14 protein-coding genes are annotated in these 19,134 nt (G+C 54.2%); 6 read left to right on the top strand and 8 right to left on the bottom strand.

Annotated features, from left to right (window positions below):
* Positions 1–87: 87 nt before the first annotated feature.
* Positions 88–486, top strand: coding sequence for a GNAT family N-acetyltransferase (locus tag NSS83_RS21130; protein ID WP_341346409.1), 399 nt, complete (start codon positions 88–90; stop codon positions 484–486).
* On the opposite strand, the gene NSS83_RS21125 is transcribed toward NSS83_RS21130, so the two are convergent.
* The gene (locus NSS83_RS21125) at positions 487–1,755 is read right to left on the bottom strand and encodes a helix-turn-helix domain-containing protein (protein WP_341346408.1); all 1,269 of its coding nucleotides are present in this window, start codon (positions 1,753–1,755) and stop codon (positions 487–489) included. It lies immediately after the preceding gene.
* Positions 1,756–2,136: 381 nt separating this feature from the next.
* Positions 2,137–3,270: an alanine dehydrogenase gene (gene ald, locus NSS83_RS21120; RefSeq protein ID WP_341346407.1), complete on the bottom strand. Its 1,134-nt coding sequence runs from the start codon at positions 3,268–3,270 to the stop codon at positions 2,137–2,139.
* A gap of 312 nt (positions 3,271–3,582) precedes the next feature.
* Between ald and NSS83_RS21115 the strand changes: the two genes are divergently transcribed.
* The 5 genes from NSS83_RS21115 (at position 3,583) to NSS83_RS21095 (ending at position 10,215) form a co-directional block, all read left to right on the top strand.
* Positions 3,583–4,902, top strand: coding sequence for an extracellular solute-binding protein (locus NSS83_RS21115; RefSeq protein WP_341183009.1), 1,320 nt, complete (start codon positions 3,583–3,585; stop codon positions 4,900–4,902).
* 763 nt (positions 4,903–5,665) lie between these two features.
* Positions 5,666–7,438 carry a histidine kinase gene (locus tag NSS83_RS21110; RefSeq protein WP_341183010.1) on the top strand — a complete coding sequence of 591 codons (1,773 nt, stop codon included), beginning with the start codon at positions 5,666–5,668 and terminating at the stop codon, positions 7,436–7,438.
* Positions 7,439–7,465: 27 nt separating this feature from the next.
* Positions 7,466–8,257 carry a response regulator gene (locus NSS83_RS21105; RefSeq protein ID WP_341183011.1) on the top strand — a complete coding sequence of 264 codons (792 nt, stop codon included), beginning with the start codon at positions 7,466–7,468 and terminating at the stop codon, positions 8,255–8,257.
* A gap of 236 nt (positions 8,258–8,493) precedes the next feature.
* Positions 8,494–9,375 carry a sugar ABC transporter permease gene (locus NSS83_RS21100; RefSeq protein WP_341183012.1) on the top strand — a complete coding sequence of 294 codons (882 nt, stop codon included), beginning with the start codon at positions 8,494–8,496 and terminating at the stop codon, positions 9,373–9,375.
* 12 nt (positions 9,376–9,387) lie between these two features.
* Entirely contained in the window at positions 9,388–10,215 is an 828-nt protein-coding gene (locus NSS83_RS21095) for a carbohydrate ABC transporter permease (protein WP_341346406.1), read from the top strand.
* 735 nt (positions 10,216–10,950) lie between these two features.
* Here NSS83_RS21095 and NSS83_RS21090 read toward each other — a convergent pair.
* The 6 genes from NSS83_RS21090 to NSS83_RS21065 all read right to left on the bottom strand — a co-directional run bounded on the left by NSS83_RS21090 (position 10,951) and on the right by NSS83_RS21065 (position 18,878).
* Positions 10,951–11,745, bottom strand: coding sequence for a methyltransferase (locus tag NSS83_RS21090; protein ID WP_341346405.1), 795 nt, complete (start codon positions 11,743–11,745; stop codon positions 10,951–10,953).
* A gap of 101 nt (positions 11,746–11,846) precedes the next feature.
* The gene (locus tag NSS83_RS21085; protein ID WP_341346404.1) at positions 11,847–12,983 is read right to left on the bottom strand and encodes a glycoside hydrolase family 88 protein; all 1,137 of its coding nucleotides are present in this window, start codon (positions 12,981–12,983) and stop codon (positions 11,847–11,849) included.
* 25 nt (positions 12,984–13,008) lie between these two features.
* Positions 13,009–15,336, bottom strand: a complete 2,328-nt coding sequence (locus NSS83_RS21080) for a helix-turn-helix domain-containing protein (RefSeq protein ID WP_341346403.1) — start codon at positions 15,334–15,336, stop codon at positions 13,009–13,011.
* 53 nt (positions 15,337–15,389) lie between these two features.
* Positions 15,390–16,274: a carbohydrate ABC transporter permease gene (locus NSS83_RS21075; protein WP_341183017.1), complete on the bottom strand. Its 885-nt coding sequence runs from the start codon at positions 16,272–16,274 to the stop codon at positions 15,390–15,392.
* A gap of 13 nt (positions 16,275–16,287) precedes the next feature.
* The gene (locus tag NSS83_RS21070) at positions 16,288–17,205 is read right to left on the bottom strand and encodes an ABC transporter permease subunit (protein ID WP_341183018.1); all 918 of its coding nucleotides are present in this window, start codon (positions 17,203–17,205) and stop codon (positions 16,288–16,290) included.
* A gap of 86 nt (positions 17,206–17,291) precedes the next feature.
* Positions 17,292–18,878, bottom strand: coding sequence for an extracellular solute-binding protein (locus tag NSS83_RS21065; RefSeq protein WP_341346402.1), 1,587 nt, complete (start codon positions 18,876–18,878; stop codon positions 17,292–17,294).
* Positions 18,879–19,134: the final 256 nt, after the last annotated feature.

The raw sequence follows: 19,134 nt of genomic DNA, 5'->3' as shown, positions 1-19,134 counted from the left end.
ATCATAGACGATGCAAGAGTATTCTTCATCCAATCTTGCTCATGTATAGTTTAGAATAATAAAAATGAATGTAAAAGGAGCGTCATTATGGCATTAGAATTTAAGGTCAACGAGAAATTGCTGCCTGAACAAATGGCCGAGGTGTTTAGATTATCAGGACTCAAACGACCTCACCATGATTTAGACCGTATGGGAAAAATGATTGATCAGGCCGATATCCTAATTAGCTGCTGGGATGGCGGCCGGGTAGTCGGAGTAGCACGGGCCATTACGGACTATTGTTACTGCTGTTACCTCTCAGACTTGGCGGTTATCAAAGAGTATCAGAAGAAAAATATAGGTAAGGACCTGGTAGAACGCCTTCAGCAGACCTTAGGAGATCAAGTATCCATCGTGCTTTTGTCTTCTGAGGAGGCTTTAACGTTCTATCCTCAAATCGGCTTTGAACAGGCTACCAATGCGTTTCGGATTGCCCGCAAACATTAGCTACGCTCTGGAACCGGCAGCCTCCTGGAACCACAGGTTCACCTGCGCGGTCTCTTCGGTCAGAAGATCCAGGTAAATGGAGGTGCGGTAATCCGTCTCCTTGAGGCTCCGGCCTGTAATCTCGGCGATCCGGTTCAGGCGGTACATTAAGGTATTGGTATGAATATGCAGAAAAGCAGCCGACTCCTTCAGATTTCCGTTCAGCGACAGATATACAGCGACGGTCTTCAGAAAATCGCTCTTATGCTCACGGTCATGCTCCTTCAGCGGATAGAGCAGCAGGCTCCGGCGGGGGCGGCTCCGTTTCTGTTCCAGAATAGCCGGAAGGTACGTCCAGAACCCGATTTCTTCATAGAGCAGCAGCTCACGGGTGTGATAAGGCAGCAGCTTTTTCAACTCCAGAATCTGCTGCGCTTCACGGTACGCTTCGGCGGCCGAGGTATATTCGCGGTATTCAGGACTGCAGCCTGCCGTAAGCCTGCCGCCTTCGCTCTGACCCAGCTCCCCTAGCAGCTTGTGCAGGAACGAAGACAGACGCCCCGTCCCTTCCACCGGAAACATAAAGGAGAACAGAATAATCAGCCGGTTCTGCTCGGCGGTCTGAAAGAGCAGCCGCTGCCCGGTATAGGCATCCATCACCCTGCGGAATCTCTGCAAAAAATGCTCATCCACCGGCCTGCTGCTCTCCAGCACCCCGATATAATATCGCTCCGGCAGCAGAATCGCCCCAGCCTCTGCCTCCTGCCGAATTCGCGGCTCACTCTCATAATGTGAGGTCAGCAGCTTCCAAAAGAAATCCTCGAACGTCTTCTCCTGCTTCGTCTTCCAGCCGCGCTGCTTCAGCAGATAACGTCCGGCAATCCCGGCAGCCTTCTCCACGATACGCTCTGCATGACCTTCGGAAAGATTCCCGCCGTCCACTACCCAGATATAGCCGAGAATCTCCTGCTGGTGCCGGATGCACATGGCAAGTCTGGGACCCAGACCGACCTCCATCACGGCGGGGATGCGGATGGGATGGGCGGTATTCTCCAGATTGTGCATCACACCTTTTTTGCGGAGGCCAATGATCACGGTACTCGGTACTCTTTTGCCGATAATGGTCGAGATTCGCGCCGGATCGCTCTCAAACTGATGGGAGCTGTAGCCGATCACATGATGATTGCTGTCCTCAATCGTAACCTGAGCCTGAAGCGATTCACTGAGGGTATCCGCCAAGGATTCCATACTGTCAAAAAAACGGTCAAATGATGGCTCTGCTTCTGTCAATGCTCCCACCCCAACCCCAAAGAATAGCCGAAGCTTATATAAGTGATTACATTATATTACAGCGCCTAGCAGTTGCCTATAGGCAGATGCAAGAAATGTGGAGGAAACCTGACATCCAATGAAGAATTTGCGTCAAAAGCAAAATAGTGTGCAGCGATAGCTTACATGGATGTTGTATTTGGCACACCTGCCCTCGCACCCTCGACGTGCCCATTGTAATCGGTTTTTCGACTACATCCGGCCCGCTCACCACAAAAAAAGCCCGGTGATCACTCACCGGACTGCAATAGGCATAGACGTACTCTTTCCTGTCTACTTTTCTATTCCCTGATTTGTCTATTGCGATACTCCTCTACTCTACCCGACTCTACCTTACGCAGGTTAAATCAGCGTGAACTCCTGCTCTACAGCAGCTTCAACCGTGAAGTACTCTTCCCCAAGCGCTTCGGCTACGGCCTGGCAGGTGATTTTGCCGTTGGCTACGTTGACGCCGCTCTTCAGACCGGCATTGTCTTCGATGGCCTGGAATACGCCTTTGTTGGCAATTTGCAGGGCGTATGGAACGGTGACGTTAGTTAGGGCGATGGTGGAGGTTTTGGCGACTGCGCCCGGCATATTGGCGACCGAATAGTGCAGGACCCCATGCTTCTCGAATACAGGGTTGTCGTGCGTGGTCACCCGGTCAATCGTCTCCACAATCCCGCCCTGGTCAATCGCCACATCGACAATGACGGAGCCCGGCTTCATCGTCTGCACCATCGCTTCCGTTACGAGCTTAGGCGCCTTCGCGCCTGGAATCAGCACTGCCCCTACCAGCAGATCCGCTTCAGCAACGGCCTTAGCGATGTTGTACGGATTGGAGATCAGGGTACTGATCTGGGCACCGAAAATATCGTCGAGCTGGCGGAGCCGGTCTGCGCTCAAATCGATAATGGTCACCTCAGCGCCGAGGCCGATGGCCATCTTAGCGGCATTGGTACCGACCACTCCGCCGCCGATGATGCTGACCTTGCCGCGGCTTACGCCGGGAACCCCGGAGAGCAGGATGCCCTGTCCGCCGTAGTTCTTTTGCAGGAATTGTGCACCTAGCTGTACAGCCATGCGTCCGGCCACCTCGCTCATCGGGGTGAGCAGCGGCAAGGTACGTCCATCCACTACAGTCTCATAGCCGATAGCGAATACGCCTTTGTCTTTGAGGGCGGCAGCAAGAGTCGGCTCTGGAGCCAGATGCAGATAAGTGAAGAGGATAAGCCCCGGGCGGAAGTAGCCGTATTCACTGCTCAGCGGTTCTTTCACCTTCATGACCATTTCAGCGGCAGCCCACACTGCGGCAGCTTCTGCAACCAATTCTGCACCCGCTGCGGCATACTCTTCGTCCAGGAACCCGCTGCCCGCACCCGCTCCGGCTTCAACAAGCACCTTATGTCCTTCTGCGCTTAGACTTACCACACCGGCTGGGGTAATCGCTACACGATTTTCGTTGTTTTTGATTTCTTTCGGTACGCCAATAATCATCTTTCATCGCTCCTGTCAGGTTAGGGTTCTCTTATGTGAAGAATCATAACATAAGATCTTCAGTTGCATTTTGGGTAAAAAGAAAAACATGATCTGACATGATTGTGTTTTTACACAATGGGCTTGAAGCTCTGTAACGGCTGCCCCGGAATAGAACGTTTCCCTGCACTATCGCCGCCCTTGCCCTAATCCGGGGAGAGAATGTAAAGTTATGTTCCATATTCTCCTGTTTTTTGTTCCTTCTGACGCTTCCGGCCATCTGCTATTCTTGAGTTGCAAGCTTATACAGTACACACAGGGAGGTTGTCGCTTTTGAACAAGAGCCGTGTTATTGCCGGAATCACTTCACTCGTTCTGATCATGGGCCTGGCCGCAGGCTGCGGGAACAGCAGCAATTCATCTTCAGCGGACAATGGAAGCTCTGCTACAGGTAAGAATACAGCGGTTACGCTCAAAATGTGGGGCGGTGTCCCGCCGGAATCCGGTCCGCAGCAGGTGGTGGACAACTGGAACAAGGAGCACCCCGATATTCAGGTGGAATATGTACGCTATGTTAATGATGATGACGGCAATCTGAAGCTGGACACGGCGATGATTACCGGCCAGGATGTGGATTTGTTTGTGAACTATACGATCTCCCATGCCGCCAAGCGGGTGGAATCAGGGCTGGCCCTGGACCTCAGCGGCTTCTCCGATTACAACATTGAAGAGAAGATGGGCGCAGACACCGCGAGCTGGAAAATTGACGGCAAATTCTACGGCGTTCCGACGACCAAAAGCCCGTTTTTCATCGCCCTGAACAAGGACGCCCTGGACAAGGCCGGTCTGCCGGTTCCGAAGGAATGGACCTGGAATGAGCTGCGGGAGTATGCGAAGAAGCTGAAGAGCGGCAATTCGTACGGTTTTATTCAAAATATGGAGCCCTTCGTGGACCCCATCGACTCCGTGCTCTCCCAGGAGGGCTACACCAAGCCGGACGGCACCTCCAATCTGGATCATCCGCTGGTCAGACAATGGCTGGAGACGCTGAACGGGATGATGCAGGACGACAAGACCACGCCGCCGCTCGGCGAGCAATTAACTTCCAAGATGCCGGTGGAGCAGGTCTTCCTCAGCGGAGAGGTGCCAATGCTCAATATCGGGGCGTGGCTGCTGCGCAGCTCCAATAACTTCACCGACTTCCCGCGTGATTTCAAAATCGCCTTCGCTCCGGTACCCCGGCTCACTGAATCCGCCAGTGATTACGTAACCCGCGGGGGCCTCGGCGATTACATTTCCATTAATGCCAAGTCCAAGAAGCAGGAAGCGGCCTGGGAGTTCCTGAAGTGGTATTCCGATGGCGGCATGTCCCCGATGGCAGCGGGCGGAAGACTCCCGGCCTCCAAAGATGCCAAGCAGGAAGATGCACTCAAGAGCCTCATCGGCGACAAAAGTGACTCCTACGATCTGGACTCCCTGATGTACGTGATGTTCGACAACAAGACGCCAACCTACGTCCGCAGCCTGCCGCAAGAGGTGATGGACCTGCGCTCACAGGAGTACGAGAAATATTTCCTCGGCTCACAGTCGCTCGACCAGACTGTGCAGGCCATGGCAGCACGGCATAACGAGTATTTGAAGCAGAAGAAGTAGCGGCTCGGGTGCAGATAGCGGAGTTAGCGATGATAGCGGAGTTAGCGAAGATAGTGATGTTAGTGAAGCCATAGAGGAATGCAGTTTGCTTGCGGACTGGGATGCGCTTATTTGGCCGAATCGCGCTATTTTGGAGGCTACGCGGACTCAGATGCGCTTAATCACCATTTGCCTCCTCATTTCCGGTTACCTGGGGGATATAGCGGCCTCTGAGTCCGCCCACCGGCATAAAGCTGATTATTTCGCCAGATAAGAGCACCTGCGTCCGTCGGTCCACAAACATAGGCGGCACATGCGCCCGGTAACCCTAATTACCACGCACACTGGAAGATCGTTTATAATCTGGGAGGAGGGACCATCTTCGCAAAGGAGGGATGAAATGCTCAAAAGCTTCAAACCCTTTGACAGGACAATCATTATAGGCGGATTAGTATCGGCGGGGGGCTTTCTCCTGGCTGGCGTGTTCCTTCTGCTTGCGCTGAAGTACAACATCATTCGTTTAAACTGACATCTTCTCCCCCAGTATACTCCAAGAGGTCCCTTGACAAGACGGGGCGGATAACCATCCGTTCCGTCTTTCTTCTGCCGCTGTCAAGCAGCCCGGATAGAACAAAACTATGCATTTCCGCCATCCTCCCCTGTCCGCTGGAACAAAACCATGCAATTTGAAATATCGCCAATCCGGCGGAGGGATTATGCTATAATCTAGCATATCAACCGGCCCGAACCGGGCAGGTTCAGTCAGGCTTGGAGGTGCTTCCCTGTGTCACAGCTGCTGCGTGTGCTGATTCCCCAGAAGTTGAAATACCGTCTGTTCACCGCGTTCGTGTGCCTGATTCTGCTGCCGTTCGGCGCATTGAATATCTATAACTATCAGCGTATTGAGACGCTCGTCCAGAAGAAAATCAGCCAGCAGAGCCACTATCAGCTGGAGCAGATGTACCGCACGCTGGAGGACCAGATCAGCATTGCCTTCAAGACGCTGCTGTTCCTGAAGCAGGATGACACTGTGAAGTCTGTGCTGCTCCATCCTGAACAGCGTAATGAGCTGGAGAATAAGAGGCTGATGGAGAATATTTTCAAGAACCTGAACAACAGCTTCTTCCTGTATAATCCTTCGGTCTACTTCATGATTCTGGACTTATCTGAAAGCGCATACACCTCATATCCGCCCAAGGATTCACTGGTCTATTCGGATCTGCGGGGAAATCCGGGGTTCGACAGAGCGCAGATGAATAACAGCTCCTATCACTGGGTGCCGAATGATACCAACTATGTGCTGCGCGATGTCTCTACCAGCGCCTATCTCCTCTCCTTATATGCCTATCTGGAGGATGCCCGGAACCAGCCGTATGGCATGGCCCGGATCAGCATTGATTATACGTACTGGCTGCGCTCCATTCACAAGCAGTCCGATCTGGAGCAGCAGTATTTCCTGATTACCCGCTCGGGCGAGGATATCTCCCAGTCGGTTCCGGGCAGCCTTTTGTCTGACAAGGTGAAGGCAGGATTCGCCGGGCAGCCGGGACAGCAGTATTACATCGACAAGGACTCGAACGCCCTGATTAATTATATCTATGTGGAGTCGCTGGACTGGTATATCGTCAACCGGATTCCGCTGTCCGTGCTGTTCGTGGAGATCGAGGGGCTGAAGCAGCAGTATTTCCTTACGTTTCTGGTGCTGACGAGCATTTTCCTGATGATGACCTTCGTGATTGCTACGACCATAACGCGGCCCTTGTCCCATCTGCAGAACAAGATGAAGGCGGCGGTGCAAAAGAACCTGAAGATCCGCCTGCCGGAGCACAAGTTCAGCGGGGAGATCCTGGAGCTGACCCGGACCTTCAATACGATGCTGGACGATACCAACCTGCTGATCCAGAAGCTGAAGGCGGAGGAGCGGCAGAAGGAGGCGGTGCATTTTCAGATGCTGCTGGCCCAGACGAATCCCCACTTCCTGCTGAACACGCTGAATACGATCAAATGGATCGCCATCCGCGAGCATAACGAGGACATTACGAACATGACCCTGTCGCTCGGCAAGCTGCTGGAGGCCAGCCTGAATACCGATAAGGATCTGATCCATCTCAAAGATGAAATCGAGCTTGTAGAGGCCTATGTCCATATTCAGCAGGTCCGCTACGCCCACAAATTCGACTGTACCTTCATGTATGACGAGGACATTCTGTATGCCCTGGTGCCGAAGCTCAGCCTCCAGCCGCTGGTCGAGAACGCCATTATCCATGGAATCAGCAGGCTGCCCGGCCACGGCCTCATTGAGCTGAACGTCCGCCGCGAAGAGCACAGGCTGATTGTCGAGATCCGGGACAACGGCGTAGGCATGGAGCAGGGCGGGGGGCCCAAGGCTCCGCGCAAGCGTCCGGGCATCGGACTGAGTAACATTCAGGAGCGGCTGCGGCTGTTGTTCCGGGAAGAGGGACAGCTTGAGGTTCTCTCTACCAGCGAAGGCGTTACGGTCCGCTTAACGCTGCCGCTGCTAATGTCCACACCTTACGGCAACGAACATCCGGCTTGAAGCGCATAACTAAGGGAGGGATTACACATGTGGAAGGTACTGCTGGTGGAGGATGAGGTATTCGTACGGGAAAGCGTGCGTGAGATTATCGCCTGGGAAGAGCTTGGCTTCACGGTCAGCGGGGAAGCGGGCAACGGGGCAGAGGCGCTGGAGATGATCCGCGAAGATGTACCCGATCTGGTGATTTCGGATATCGTCATGCCGGAGATGGATGGCGTCGAGCTGCTGCGCAGAACCCGTGAGGAGGGGTTCGATTCCCGCTTCGTCATGCTGACCTGCATGAATGACTTCGAGAATGTGCGGCAGGCCATGGAATACGGGGCGTCCAATTATATTCTGAAGCTGTCGATGAGCGTCAATTCACTCCGGGACACACTGCGCAAGGTCAGCGGAGAGCTGGAGAAGAACCGCAAGGTTGAACCGGATATCCCTCAGGAGTCTCCCCCGCCACCGCCGGCCCATGAGGAGATTACGAGCCACCCGGAGATTCAGAAGATCCTGCACTATCTGCATGAACACTACGCTGAGGATATTACCGTGAAGTCGATGTCCCAGTATGTCATGATGGCCGAGAATTATGTCAGCACCCTGTTCAAAAAGAAAACCGGCCACACCCTCATCCACTATCTGCACCGTGTACGGGTAGATCAGGCGATCCGGCTCCTGACCGGCTCCGACCTGCCGGTCTATGAGATCGGCAACCGGGTCGGCTTCGTGAGCGATAACTACTTTATTAAGATCTTCAAGCGTCTGACCGCGCAGACGCCCAGCCAGTACCGGCATCAACAGCGGGAGAAGCCGGATAGCTTAAGCCTGTAGCCTGTTTCTTTTCGGATAACGAGCATTGTGTCACTCCAGCGGCATTCCTTCGGGGAATGCCGCTTTTTTCTTGCTGCCGGAACGCCAATAGAACATAACTAAGACCGAAGTGCCTGCTGCCGCTTGTGTAATTGTATATTTCTGTGCCATGAAGTGGGTGGTTTTGTTCCTTAACCCTCACGGGAACGCTTGCTATGCTTGTAATGTACTTATAAGACTAAAGGAGTGGGGCTATTGTGAAGGCAACCTGGATGCGACGTCAGCAGCTGCTGGGCTATCTGTTTATCGGGCCCAATATGATTGGCGTGATACTGTTTTTTATCATACCGGCTATGTATTCGTTCTATCTCATGTTTACAGATTACAAGTTTATGAGTCCTAATACCAAGTTCATCGGGCTGGCCAATATCCGGCGGATGCTGGGGGATGAGGTCTTCTATATTGCCATCAAGAACACGCTGCTGTTCCTGCTCTCTGTTCCTGTATCCATTGGGCTGGCGTTCCTGGTGGCTGTCATCCTGAACCGTTCTGTCTATCTCAAAAAGCTGCTGCGCGCCTTGTACTTCATGCCCTATATTACCAGCGGCGTAGCCGTAGCCTTCGTCTGGATGCTGCTGTTCCACCCGAATAACGGGCCGATCAACGGCATTCTCCGCTCTATGGGCATTGAGAACCCTCCCGGCTGGCTGTCCACGATGGATACGTCCATGTATGCGATTGATATCATCTGGATCTGGTTCATGCTCGGCTATAACATGATTATCTACCTCGCCGCCTTGCAGGAAGTGTCCGGCGAGCTGCTGGAGGCAGCCACTATCGACGGTGCCCGCACCTGGCAGACGGTCCGCAGCATCCTGTGGCCGCTGGTGAGCCCCACTACTTTTCTGCTGCTGATTACCGGGCTGATCATGTCGATCAAGCAGTTCGGCATCATCCAGGCGATCACGCAGGGCGGTCCCGGGAACAGTACCACCGTATTATCCCTGTTCATCTATCAGAATGCCTTCCGCTATTACGAGATGGGCTATGCGTCAGCGGTCTCCTGGGCCCTGTTCCTGATCATTCTGATCTTCACCGTCGTTCAATGGCTGGGCCAGAAACGCTGGGTTCACTACTAAGGAGCTGAGAATATGAATAAAGCCGCCGTTATCAAAATCATCACCACATTAATCATGCTGTTCTTCAGCATCGTCATGATTGTGCCCTTCCTCTGGATGATCAGCACCTCCTTCAAAACCCCTGCAGAGGTCTTCCGCTATCCGATCCAGTGGATTCCCGACCACTTCAACTGGAGTCATCATATCAAGGTCTGGTCCGGCCAGGGCAGCTTCGTGCCTTATTATCTGAATTCCCTTAAGGTCGCTGTGCTGAGTACCATCGGCGCTGTCTCCCTGTCCGCATTGGCAGCCTATGGGTTTGCCCGGATTGAGTTCAAGGGACGCAACACGATGTTCCTGGTTTATCTGTCTATGATGATGGTTCCCCCGCAGGTGCTGTTCGTGCCCAAGTTCATCATGTTCGACTGGGCCGGCATCTATAACACCCACTGGGCGCTGATTCTGCCCGGCATGTTCACCATCTTCGGCGTATTCATGATGCGGCAGTTTTTCCTCTCCGTCCCTCATGAAATCTCGGAGGCCGCCTTCATCGACGGCGCAGGCCATTTCCGCATCTTCTCGCGGATTATCCTGCCGATGGCCAAGCCCTCGCTGGCGACACTGGCGATTATCGACTTCTCCTGGCACTGGAACGATTACGAGAACGCGCTCGTCTTCCTGATCGACCAGGACCTGTTCACCGTTCCGCTCGGGCTGCAGAATTTCATCCTGGAGAACAATGTTGATTACAACGGCATGATGGCTGCCGCCACCGCCGGGATCATTCCGATGATTCTCGTCTTCCTGCTCGGCCAGAAATACATTATTGAAGGAGTGGCCAGCTCGGCGGTGAAGGGGTGACGGGGCGGGAACGGGAACGGGAACGGGAACGGGAACGGGAACGGGAACGGGAACTATGAAATTGTACTGCATTAGCTTTAAACCTGTGAACATTACTTTTAGCTCATCGCTTGCTGGGGGTTGCCGCGCCTGATCGTGCCCTATCCAGGTGCAAGGGGAAGGCCTTCGGTATCACTGTTTTTAGTTGCACAAAATACACTTAGCTCTGATTATTCGCTGCAAACGCAGCTTCATACCTTACTGCAATGATTGAGCATGAAGTTCGAGCTACTATTAGGTTGATACTGCACCCGTTGCCGACTTCCACTCTTCAATTCAAGTAGTTGATTGTATTTCCTGCAATAGAATACGCATTGCTGACCGCTAAATGAGGTTCTATTGTATTTCATACAGTAGAATATTGTGTTTTGGGTGAAAAGTGGATTTTGCTCAATATTCCATTGTACGGAATACAATAGATTCTATTTCGAAGCCTTTTTTACAGCATTCTGTTGTACAAAATGCAGTTACCGATTAATCTAGCCCGATACCGGGCAGAAGAAATTAAGTGGATTGCCTACATTTGCTGATGAACGGATGGCTCTTGCCATAACAACAGGTAGATAAACAACACTTACATCATCCCATTTCAACCAAAGCAGCGAGGATTTGCATGAATAGATGTTGTTTCTCCACCTGCTTCCGGTTATTCCTGTAAATTCGGCGAATTAAGATGCGTTATTCCAACTGCTGTTCCTACGCCTTCACGGCTACCCAGCCGTCAATCAGATAAGCGCCGAAGAATCTGGATACGGCCGTAAACCCGGCCTCCAGCAGCAAAACCTCCATCTCTTGAGCAGGGAGAGGATGGGAGGTGACTCCGAACGATTGCTCGAAGGTCTGCCACTCATCCTCTGCGATCCCGTTCCCCAGCATATGCAGCCGCCAGCCCGCCATCTGAAGCTCCCATGCAGGCGTGCCCGGCACCCCGCAGATGGCGGAAATACACAGCGGTGCGCCCGGCCGGAGCCGCGCGGCAATGCTGCGGAGCATTGTCAGCTTACTCTCCCGCCCTTGCAAGAAATGCAACACCAGCATACAGGTTGCGGCATCATGCAGCGCATTACTGCTCCAAGCGGCTATCTCTGTATGATGCAGCCGCACTCTATCAATAAGACCCGCTGCCGCCAGCCGCTGCTTGGCAGCCTGTAGCATACTCTGCGAGGTATCCAGGCCGCTGAAGCTCCAGTCCGGGTGGCTCAGGCCCAGCTTCAGTATCTCCTGTCCCCCGCCTGCTCCCACGACCAACAGCCTTGGCTTGTCCTGCTTGTCCTGCTTGTCCTGCTTGTCCTGCTTGTCCTGCTTGTCCTGCTTATCCAGCCGCGCTGTTAACAGCGTATCCATCAGGTCATATTGCAGCGCGTACCCGGGGATTTTGCGGCTGATATTCTGTACATACTGATCCCCGTCTGCCTTCTGCCACGGGCTGGCTGTATTGGCTACATTGGCTAAATTGGCTGTATTGGCTGTGTTAGATGTGCTGCTGTTCATTCCATCCCCTCCGAAAATGATAATCGGTACATGACCCCAACAGGTCATGTACCGATTATCAGGGCCGGGCCCCGGAAACCGCCATCCCACATAGCTGGGATCTATAGCACGGTCCGCTCATACCAATACCCCGAAATCGCCCGTTCCAGCCGCATCAGCGCCTCCAAATAATAATAGTCGCCCCAGATGGTGTAATCATCCGGCGAGTCCCCGGCTCTGGCCGAATACGCGCCGTGCTCCAGCAGACCCTCGGCCTGATCGCTGCCGTGGGTCGAATAATGCTCTGCCAGTGCCCGCACCGCTGCCTCTCCCGCCTCCTGAAAGAATAGGCGCTCCGGATCAGCCGTCTCCAGCTGCGCCGCAATCTCCAGCAGCCCGCAGGCAGCAATGGCTGAGGCCGAGCTGTCACGCTTCGTTCCCGGTTCAACGGGAGCGTCGAAATCCCAGTATGCGACCCCATCCTCCGGCAGATGGGCCACGAAGTAGCGGCCTAGCCGCTTCGCCGTCTCCAGCATCTCCGGGCTTGTCAGATAACGGCTGATCAGGGCGAAGCCATAGATGCCCCAGGCCTGACCGCGCGTCCAGGTGGAGCCGTCACTGTAGCCCTGATGTGTGCCGCCGCGGATGGCGTCACCGGTCACAGGATCGAAGAAGAAGGTATGATAGCTGGAATCATCCCCGCGCACCAGGAAGCGGCGGGACTTCAGGGCATGAAGCTCGGCCACCCGCCGGTAATCTTCATTGCCGGTCTGCTCATGCGCCCAGAGCAGCAGCGGCAGATTGAGCAGACAGTCGATAATGATCCGCCCGCCGTTGACAGCATCGCCCTCCCGTCCCCAGGCCTGGATCAGGCGGGGCCCTTCGCGCCAGCGCTTCATCAGCATGTCCGCCGCCTCCAGCGTAAGCTGCCGGGCCCCTTCATCCCCTTCGATGATCCAGTGGGCCTTGGAAGACAAAGAGTACATGAATCCGATATCATGATGATCGAAAATAATTTTGTGGTCCATCCGGCGGCGGAAGCTCTGGACGGTTCTTAACGCCTGTTCGCGGTAGACCGGATCTTCACTGTACTCAGAGCAGAGCCAGAGGATGCCGGACCAGAAGCCCGCAGTCCACTCGGTATTGTCATTCAGTGTATAATGCTCATCCCCGGCACTCACATGGGGGAACCGGTCCCCGAATCTTGTAATATTACGTTTCGTTACGCGTAGTGCGTCTTCAATCGCTTGTTGCCACATGTCAGAATATCCTCCTTGTTATAGGTTACCCTTGCTGGATCAGCCGATTGGCCTGTTTATACTGGCCCGGAGTGATCCCCTCATATTTCTTGAACACGCGAATGAAGGAATTGCTGTTCAGGAAGCCCACACGCTCTGAAACCTCCTGCACATTCAGTTCATCCGCCTCCAGAATCCGCTTGGCTTCTTCGATCCGGTACTGGTTGATATAATCGATAACGTTGGTGCCGGTCTGTTCCTTGAAGTACTTCGAGACATACGTTGGATGGAAGCGGAAGCGTTCCGAGATGTGGGTCAGCCCCAGATTCACATCATTGTAATTCTCATGAATGAATTCCAGGAGCTGCTCCTTCAGCTCGGTGTTGTGGGAACGCTTGCGTTCATGCACCATCTGGCAGACCGTCTCCAGAATCTGCAGCAGCTCCGTCTCTATCTCCTCGAAGGTCTCACAGGCAAACAGCCGCCGGATCAGCTCATTGCGCCGGGTCAGCTCCTTCAGGTCATCGGTCTTGAGCTGCTCCGTAGCCTTCAGCATGGTCCCGATCAGCTCGAACATCAGACAGCGGGCCAGCTCAACGGATAAGGGCTCCCCGGCAAAATTAGTCATTAGAATCTCATTCATGACCTCGGTAGAGCGGGCATAGTTGCCTGTGGCGATATAATTGACCAATTGGCGCTCCAGATCGAGCGGATAATACAGCTCCTCCTTCGGCTGCCGGATGCGGTCCTGGTCAATAATCTGGCCGATGCCGAGAATCAGCCGGTATTCCAGCGCCTCCTCCGACTCCCGGAAACAGGCGGAGATGTCTGCCAGAGAGGTGTGGACACTGCTCACGCCAACAGAGAAATAAATCAGGAAGCGGGACTGGATAAAATGCTGCGCCTCTCCAGTCGCCCGGATCAGCTGCGGAATGGCCTCCGCCGTATCCCCCCGGAGATTGACCAGCAGCGCGATCCGGCCATCCATTTCGGCGGAATAGACCGGACCAGCCGGACCCAGCAGCTCCTCCAGCACATTGGTTAGAATCAGATGCACGAACTGGCGCTTCTCCTCCTTGTCCTCCGGGGCCCTTGTGCGGAACAGACCCTCATAATTCTCTATGTGTACCAGCAGCACGGCGAAGGAATCACTCTCCAAAGAGAGGCCTAGGCGCTCCATCTCCCCGACAAGCTCCTCGCCCGGCTGCACCCGTCCCTTCAGCAGCCTCGCCAGGAAGCTGCTGCGCACCATCGTCTGCTGCTCCTTCAGCCGCGTGGCGAACTGGTCCTGCTCCTCCCAGGCCCGGGTCAGCACCGTCTGCAGGATGCCAAACTCATCATCCGGCTGCTCCAGCTTCCCCTTGACCTTGTCGGAGATAATATTCATAATCCGGCCCAGCGGCCGGTAATTCCGCCGGGTGAACCACCAGGCGGCGACACCGCCCAGCAGCAGGACCGCAGCCACGCCGGCGAAGGTGATGCTGCGGATGACCATCAGCTTCTTGGCATAGATCCGGGTCGGGACGACAGAGACGTACTGCCAGTCCTCCACCTGGGAGGAGATCTGCGAGACCGTCACCGATTCCCCATTCCAGTCGGCCGTGCCGGTCCGCCGTTCGCTGTCCTTATTCTGCTGCAAATATTGATGTATGGTGTAAGGGGTTTCAACCGTTCCTGTGGAGAAAAGCGTACGCCCGTCACGGTCCAGGATGAATACTATACTCTCCGGCTCCAGCCGCACATTGTTGATCGCCTGCTGGAACCGTTCCGGGTCCAGCATAACCACAAAGGTAGCCGGGCTGTCCGGCGACACCTGAACCGGATAAGGCTGAAGGTAGACCAATGTCTCCTCTATGCGGAGGTCCTCGCTGAGGACTTTCATTTTGCGGAAGGCGCTCTGGTCTGACTGCTCCATCAGCTTGGTCCACTCCGGCCCGCTAACCCCGGTCCCCTCATAATAAATCTCATACAGCAGCTTCTTGGACACCAGCGAAGAGGAGGACAGCGCCACATCCGAGGACTTCACATAGATGTACAGCTCGCGGATAAGCCCGTTCCCGATCCGGATCGATTTGAGGTTCTTGATCAGCTCCAGCCCCATCAGCCGCCACCTGGCATCCTGCTCGGACGCATGATTAATGAAGCTGCTGAGCTGAGAATCGGCCATGAGCTGGCTGCTGATGCTGCTGATATCCTGAATCTGGCTGTCGATCGTCTCCTGCACCTGGGACAGCAGCACCATATTGGAGCGGTTCACCTCTTCCTTCAGCAGATTGCGGGACTCCGCAAAGACTGCCGCCCCGATGGCAACGGGGATGAGCAGGATGACCAGATAAGAGAGGCCCCAGGACAACAGGATGCTTTTCTTTTTCATGGCGCTCCTCCTCCTTGTTCATGATGTGAGTACAGTGCTGGCCTGGCTTTGGTCTATTCCTTGATTGCGCCAATCATGACGCCCTTCACAAAATACTTCTGCAGAAACGGATATATAAACAGAATCGGCAGCGTCGCCACTATCACGGTTGCATACTTCACGCTTTCTCCGATTGCTTCCTTGTCGCCCATGGCGGCCGAGGTGGTCATCGAATCCGTACTGTTCTGGATGAGAATCTCACGCAGCACCAATTGAAGCGGATACAAATCACGGTCGCGGATATACAAAATGGCGCTGAACCAGGAGTTCCAGTGGCCTACTCCATAGAACAGAATCATGACCGCAATGACCGGCATCGACAAGGGTACAACAATCCGCCAGAGAATGCGCATCTCTCCCGCACCGTCAATTCTGGCCGATTCCAGCAGACTCTCGGAGATTCCCTGGAAGGCTGTACGCATAATGATCAGATTATAACTGCTGACCAGCCCCGGTACAATCAGTGCCAGCAGATTATTGCCGAGGTGAAGCGTATTGTTGATCAGCAGGTAGGTCGGAATAATGCCGCCGTTGAAGAACATGGTGAACACAATGGCCAGCATGATCGGATTGCGCAGCATGAAGCTTTTGCGGGACAGGGTATAGGCCCCCAGGATGGTAAAAAGCAAATTGAGCGCCGTGCCCAGCACCACGATCACCAGTGTATTTCTGTAGCCGGAGAGAATGCTCGGATTACTGAGCACCAGCTTGTAGCTGTCCAGATTGAACCCGTCCGGGAGCAGCAGCAGCCCGCTGTGGGCCATCAGCCGGTTGGAGTCGCTGAGCGAGGCGTTCAGCACATGCCACAGCGGATACAAGGTGATGATAATGAGCAGGACCATGAGCAGCACGTTGAGGCTGTCAAACAGCTTTTCCCCTATCGTTCGTTTAATCGTCATGAGCATCCTCCACTTAGAACAGCTTATTGTCGGATACCGCCTTGGAGAGGCGGTTGGCGCCGATGAGCAGAATGAAATTGACCAGCGACTGGAACAGGCCGACAGCCGTCGTATAGCTGAACTCTGCACTTTCGCTGATCCCTTTGCGGTAGACGAAGGTGGAGATGACATCCGCTGTATCGTAGACGTTCGGGTTATAGAGCAGGATCACCTTCTCGAAGCCGATCTCCATCAGCCCGCCTATGCGCAGAATCAGCAGAATCACAATCATCGGGATAATCCCCGGCAGTGTAATATGCCAGACCCGGCGAAGCCGGCTGGCCCCGTCCACCATCGACGCATCGTAGAGCTCGGGATTAATTCCGCTGAGCGCAGCCAGATAAATAATGGTCGAGAATCCAAGCTCCTGCCAGATGGAGGAAGCCGTGTAGATCGTGCGGAAATTCCCCGGCTCACTCAGCAGCGCGCTGCTCTCCCCGCCGAAGAATGTGATGATCGAATTGAACAGCCCGTCACGGGAGGAGAAATCAACCACCATCCCGCAAATGACCACCAGGGAGATGAAGTGGGGGATATAAGAGACCGTCTGTACCGTGCGCTTGAACATCTCATGCCTCAGCTCATTGAGCAGCAGCGCCAGCAGGATCGGGGCCGGGAAGCCGAATAACAGCTGGTAGAAGCTGAGGATCAGTGTATTTTTGAGCACCCGCCAGAAATAATAGCTCTGAAAAAAATCTTGAAAATGCTGCAGCCCCACCCACTCGCTGCCCCAGATGCCCTTGCCGACGGTGTACTCCTTGAAAGCGATGACCGCGCCATACATCGGCAGATACTTGAAGACCAGAAAATACAGTACCACGGGGAGCGCCATCCAGTAGATCACTTTGTTCTGCTTGTAATTCAGCCATACCAGGGATAACTTACGGGTCACAAGTCTCCCTCCTTTCTTTTGCAGGACCGGCCTGCGGGGGCACAAGTAGCTTCATCTGCCGCTCCGCAGGTGGCCTTCAGCCTGATTTATCTTGCATTGTAGCGGTCAACCGCCGCCTGCTGAATTTCAATCGCCCGCTTCACATTGAACTTGCCGATCTGGGCTGTGAACTTATCGAAGTTCTCCAGCGGTTCAGCGCCGATGACGAACTTGATGAACATTTCATCGCGGTAGGTGGTGATGTCACTCATGATTTTGCTGTACTCGCTGGATTCCTCATTAGTCAGGCTGACCGGAGGTAGACCGACCTTAAGCGTATTGTCACTGTATTTCGAAAAAAGCGTTACCGCGTCCTTCTGCTGCTGGTACTGGTAATACTGCTCGTTGTACCGGTCGTCATCCTCCCCGACAAACGGATAGTTGGCAATGAAATGCTTCGCCATCGCCTGGACCACCGACAGCCCGTCCGTATTCTTCAGAATCTCATCCGTATAGGTCGGATACCCGTCCTTCATCGTGTACGTCACGCCTTCTACGCCGAAGTTCTTCAGCATATGGCCTTCTTCACTGAAGAAATAATCCAGCGCCTTCACGGTCTCCTCCGGGTGCTTGTTGCTCTTGGTGATCGTAGCTCCGGCACCGCTCCACTCCCAGGACCGGCCGGTGAACATCGGCTCATCGCCCTTGTTCACTACAGGGAACTGGACGGCCGTAAGGTTAGCCTCCGGCTCCTTCTCCTGGAGGGCGGGCAGATAACGTCCGATGCCGCCGCCGATGTAGGTGAAGAAGGCCCCGGCCTGACTGCTCAGAATCTTGGCATCAAAGGTCTTCTGATCGTTGGTAGCGAAGTCTGGATCGATCAGCCCCTCTTGATACCAGCGGTGAAAGGTGGTCAGGAACTCCTTGAATTCCGGCTCCACCGGCCCGAACACCACCTTGCCGTCCTTGAGGAAGATCGTATTGGTGATGCCGTAGGCCTCCAGGAAATTCGCGGCCGCCGGACCCATCGTTGTCAGCTTGGGCGGAGCGCCGTACAGGAGCGGAGCGGTGACGCCTTTTTTCTCCTTGAAGGCCTTCAGGACCGTCTCCCACTCCGCAATCGTCTCCGGCTGCGGCAGCTTCAGCTCATCCAGCCAGTCCTGGCGGATGAACATGCCGCCGAAGGTCTTATACTTGCCCAGCCGCAGATGCGGGATGGCATAGATATCTCCGTTATCCGCTTTCAACTGCTTCGCCACCTCGGGATTCTCGTCCAGAATCTTCTTCAGGTTAGGCGCATACTGGTCAATCAGGTCGTTCAGCTTAATGATGCTGCCGTCCGTGTACAGCTTGGAATAATCGCCATAGACGAACATCACATCCGGCAGCTTATTGGAGGCCAGCATGACGTTGAACTGCTCTGTCTCTGCCCCCACCGCCGGATGCTGGAATTCTGTCTTAATGTTGGTCTTCTTCTCCCACTCCTTGATCGCCGTAATCTCACTCATATTCTTCAGCGTGATCGAGACATTCGTATTCAGCGAAGCCCAGATCGAGATGGGTGTAGGCCCATCCGCCGCTGCTCCTTCTGTATTCTTGTTGCCGTCCGCGCCACCCGAGCAGCCTGCCAATCCGCCTATCGTCAGTAGCAAGCTGGCACTCAGCAGCATCCGCCTTCTCCAAGCTCTCTTCATCTTCTCATCTCCCCCATCTGTTCGTAATTGCTATGCTGTTGCCGGAGGTGAACAACTCGATTTGTTTCGATACGCTTGCCGCCCTGGTATGTTCAGCCCTCCCGCTCATCTAACTTAACGTTTCCGCCCCCGCCTTGACCATCTCCCATTCTTGCCGCGATATCGATATCTTGCTTATACCCTGTCCATCACAGGAATTGCATATGGATGTTGATAAATTGGGATTGAATCTGTTTAGAGAGATTGAGCTAAGGAA

The organism is Paenibacillus sp. FSL H3-0469 (genome assembly GCF_038051945.1).
In the GTDB taxonomy this organism is placed as follows: domain Bacteria; phylum Bacillota; class Bacilli; order Paenibacillales; family Paenibacillaceae; genus Paenibacillus_AQ.
This window is presented reverse-complemented; position numbering and strand designations above follow the sequence as displayed.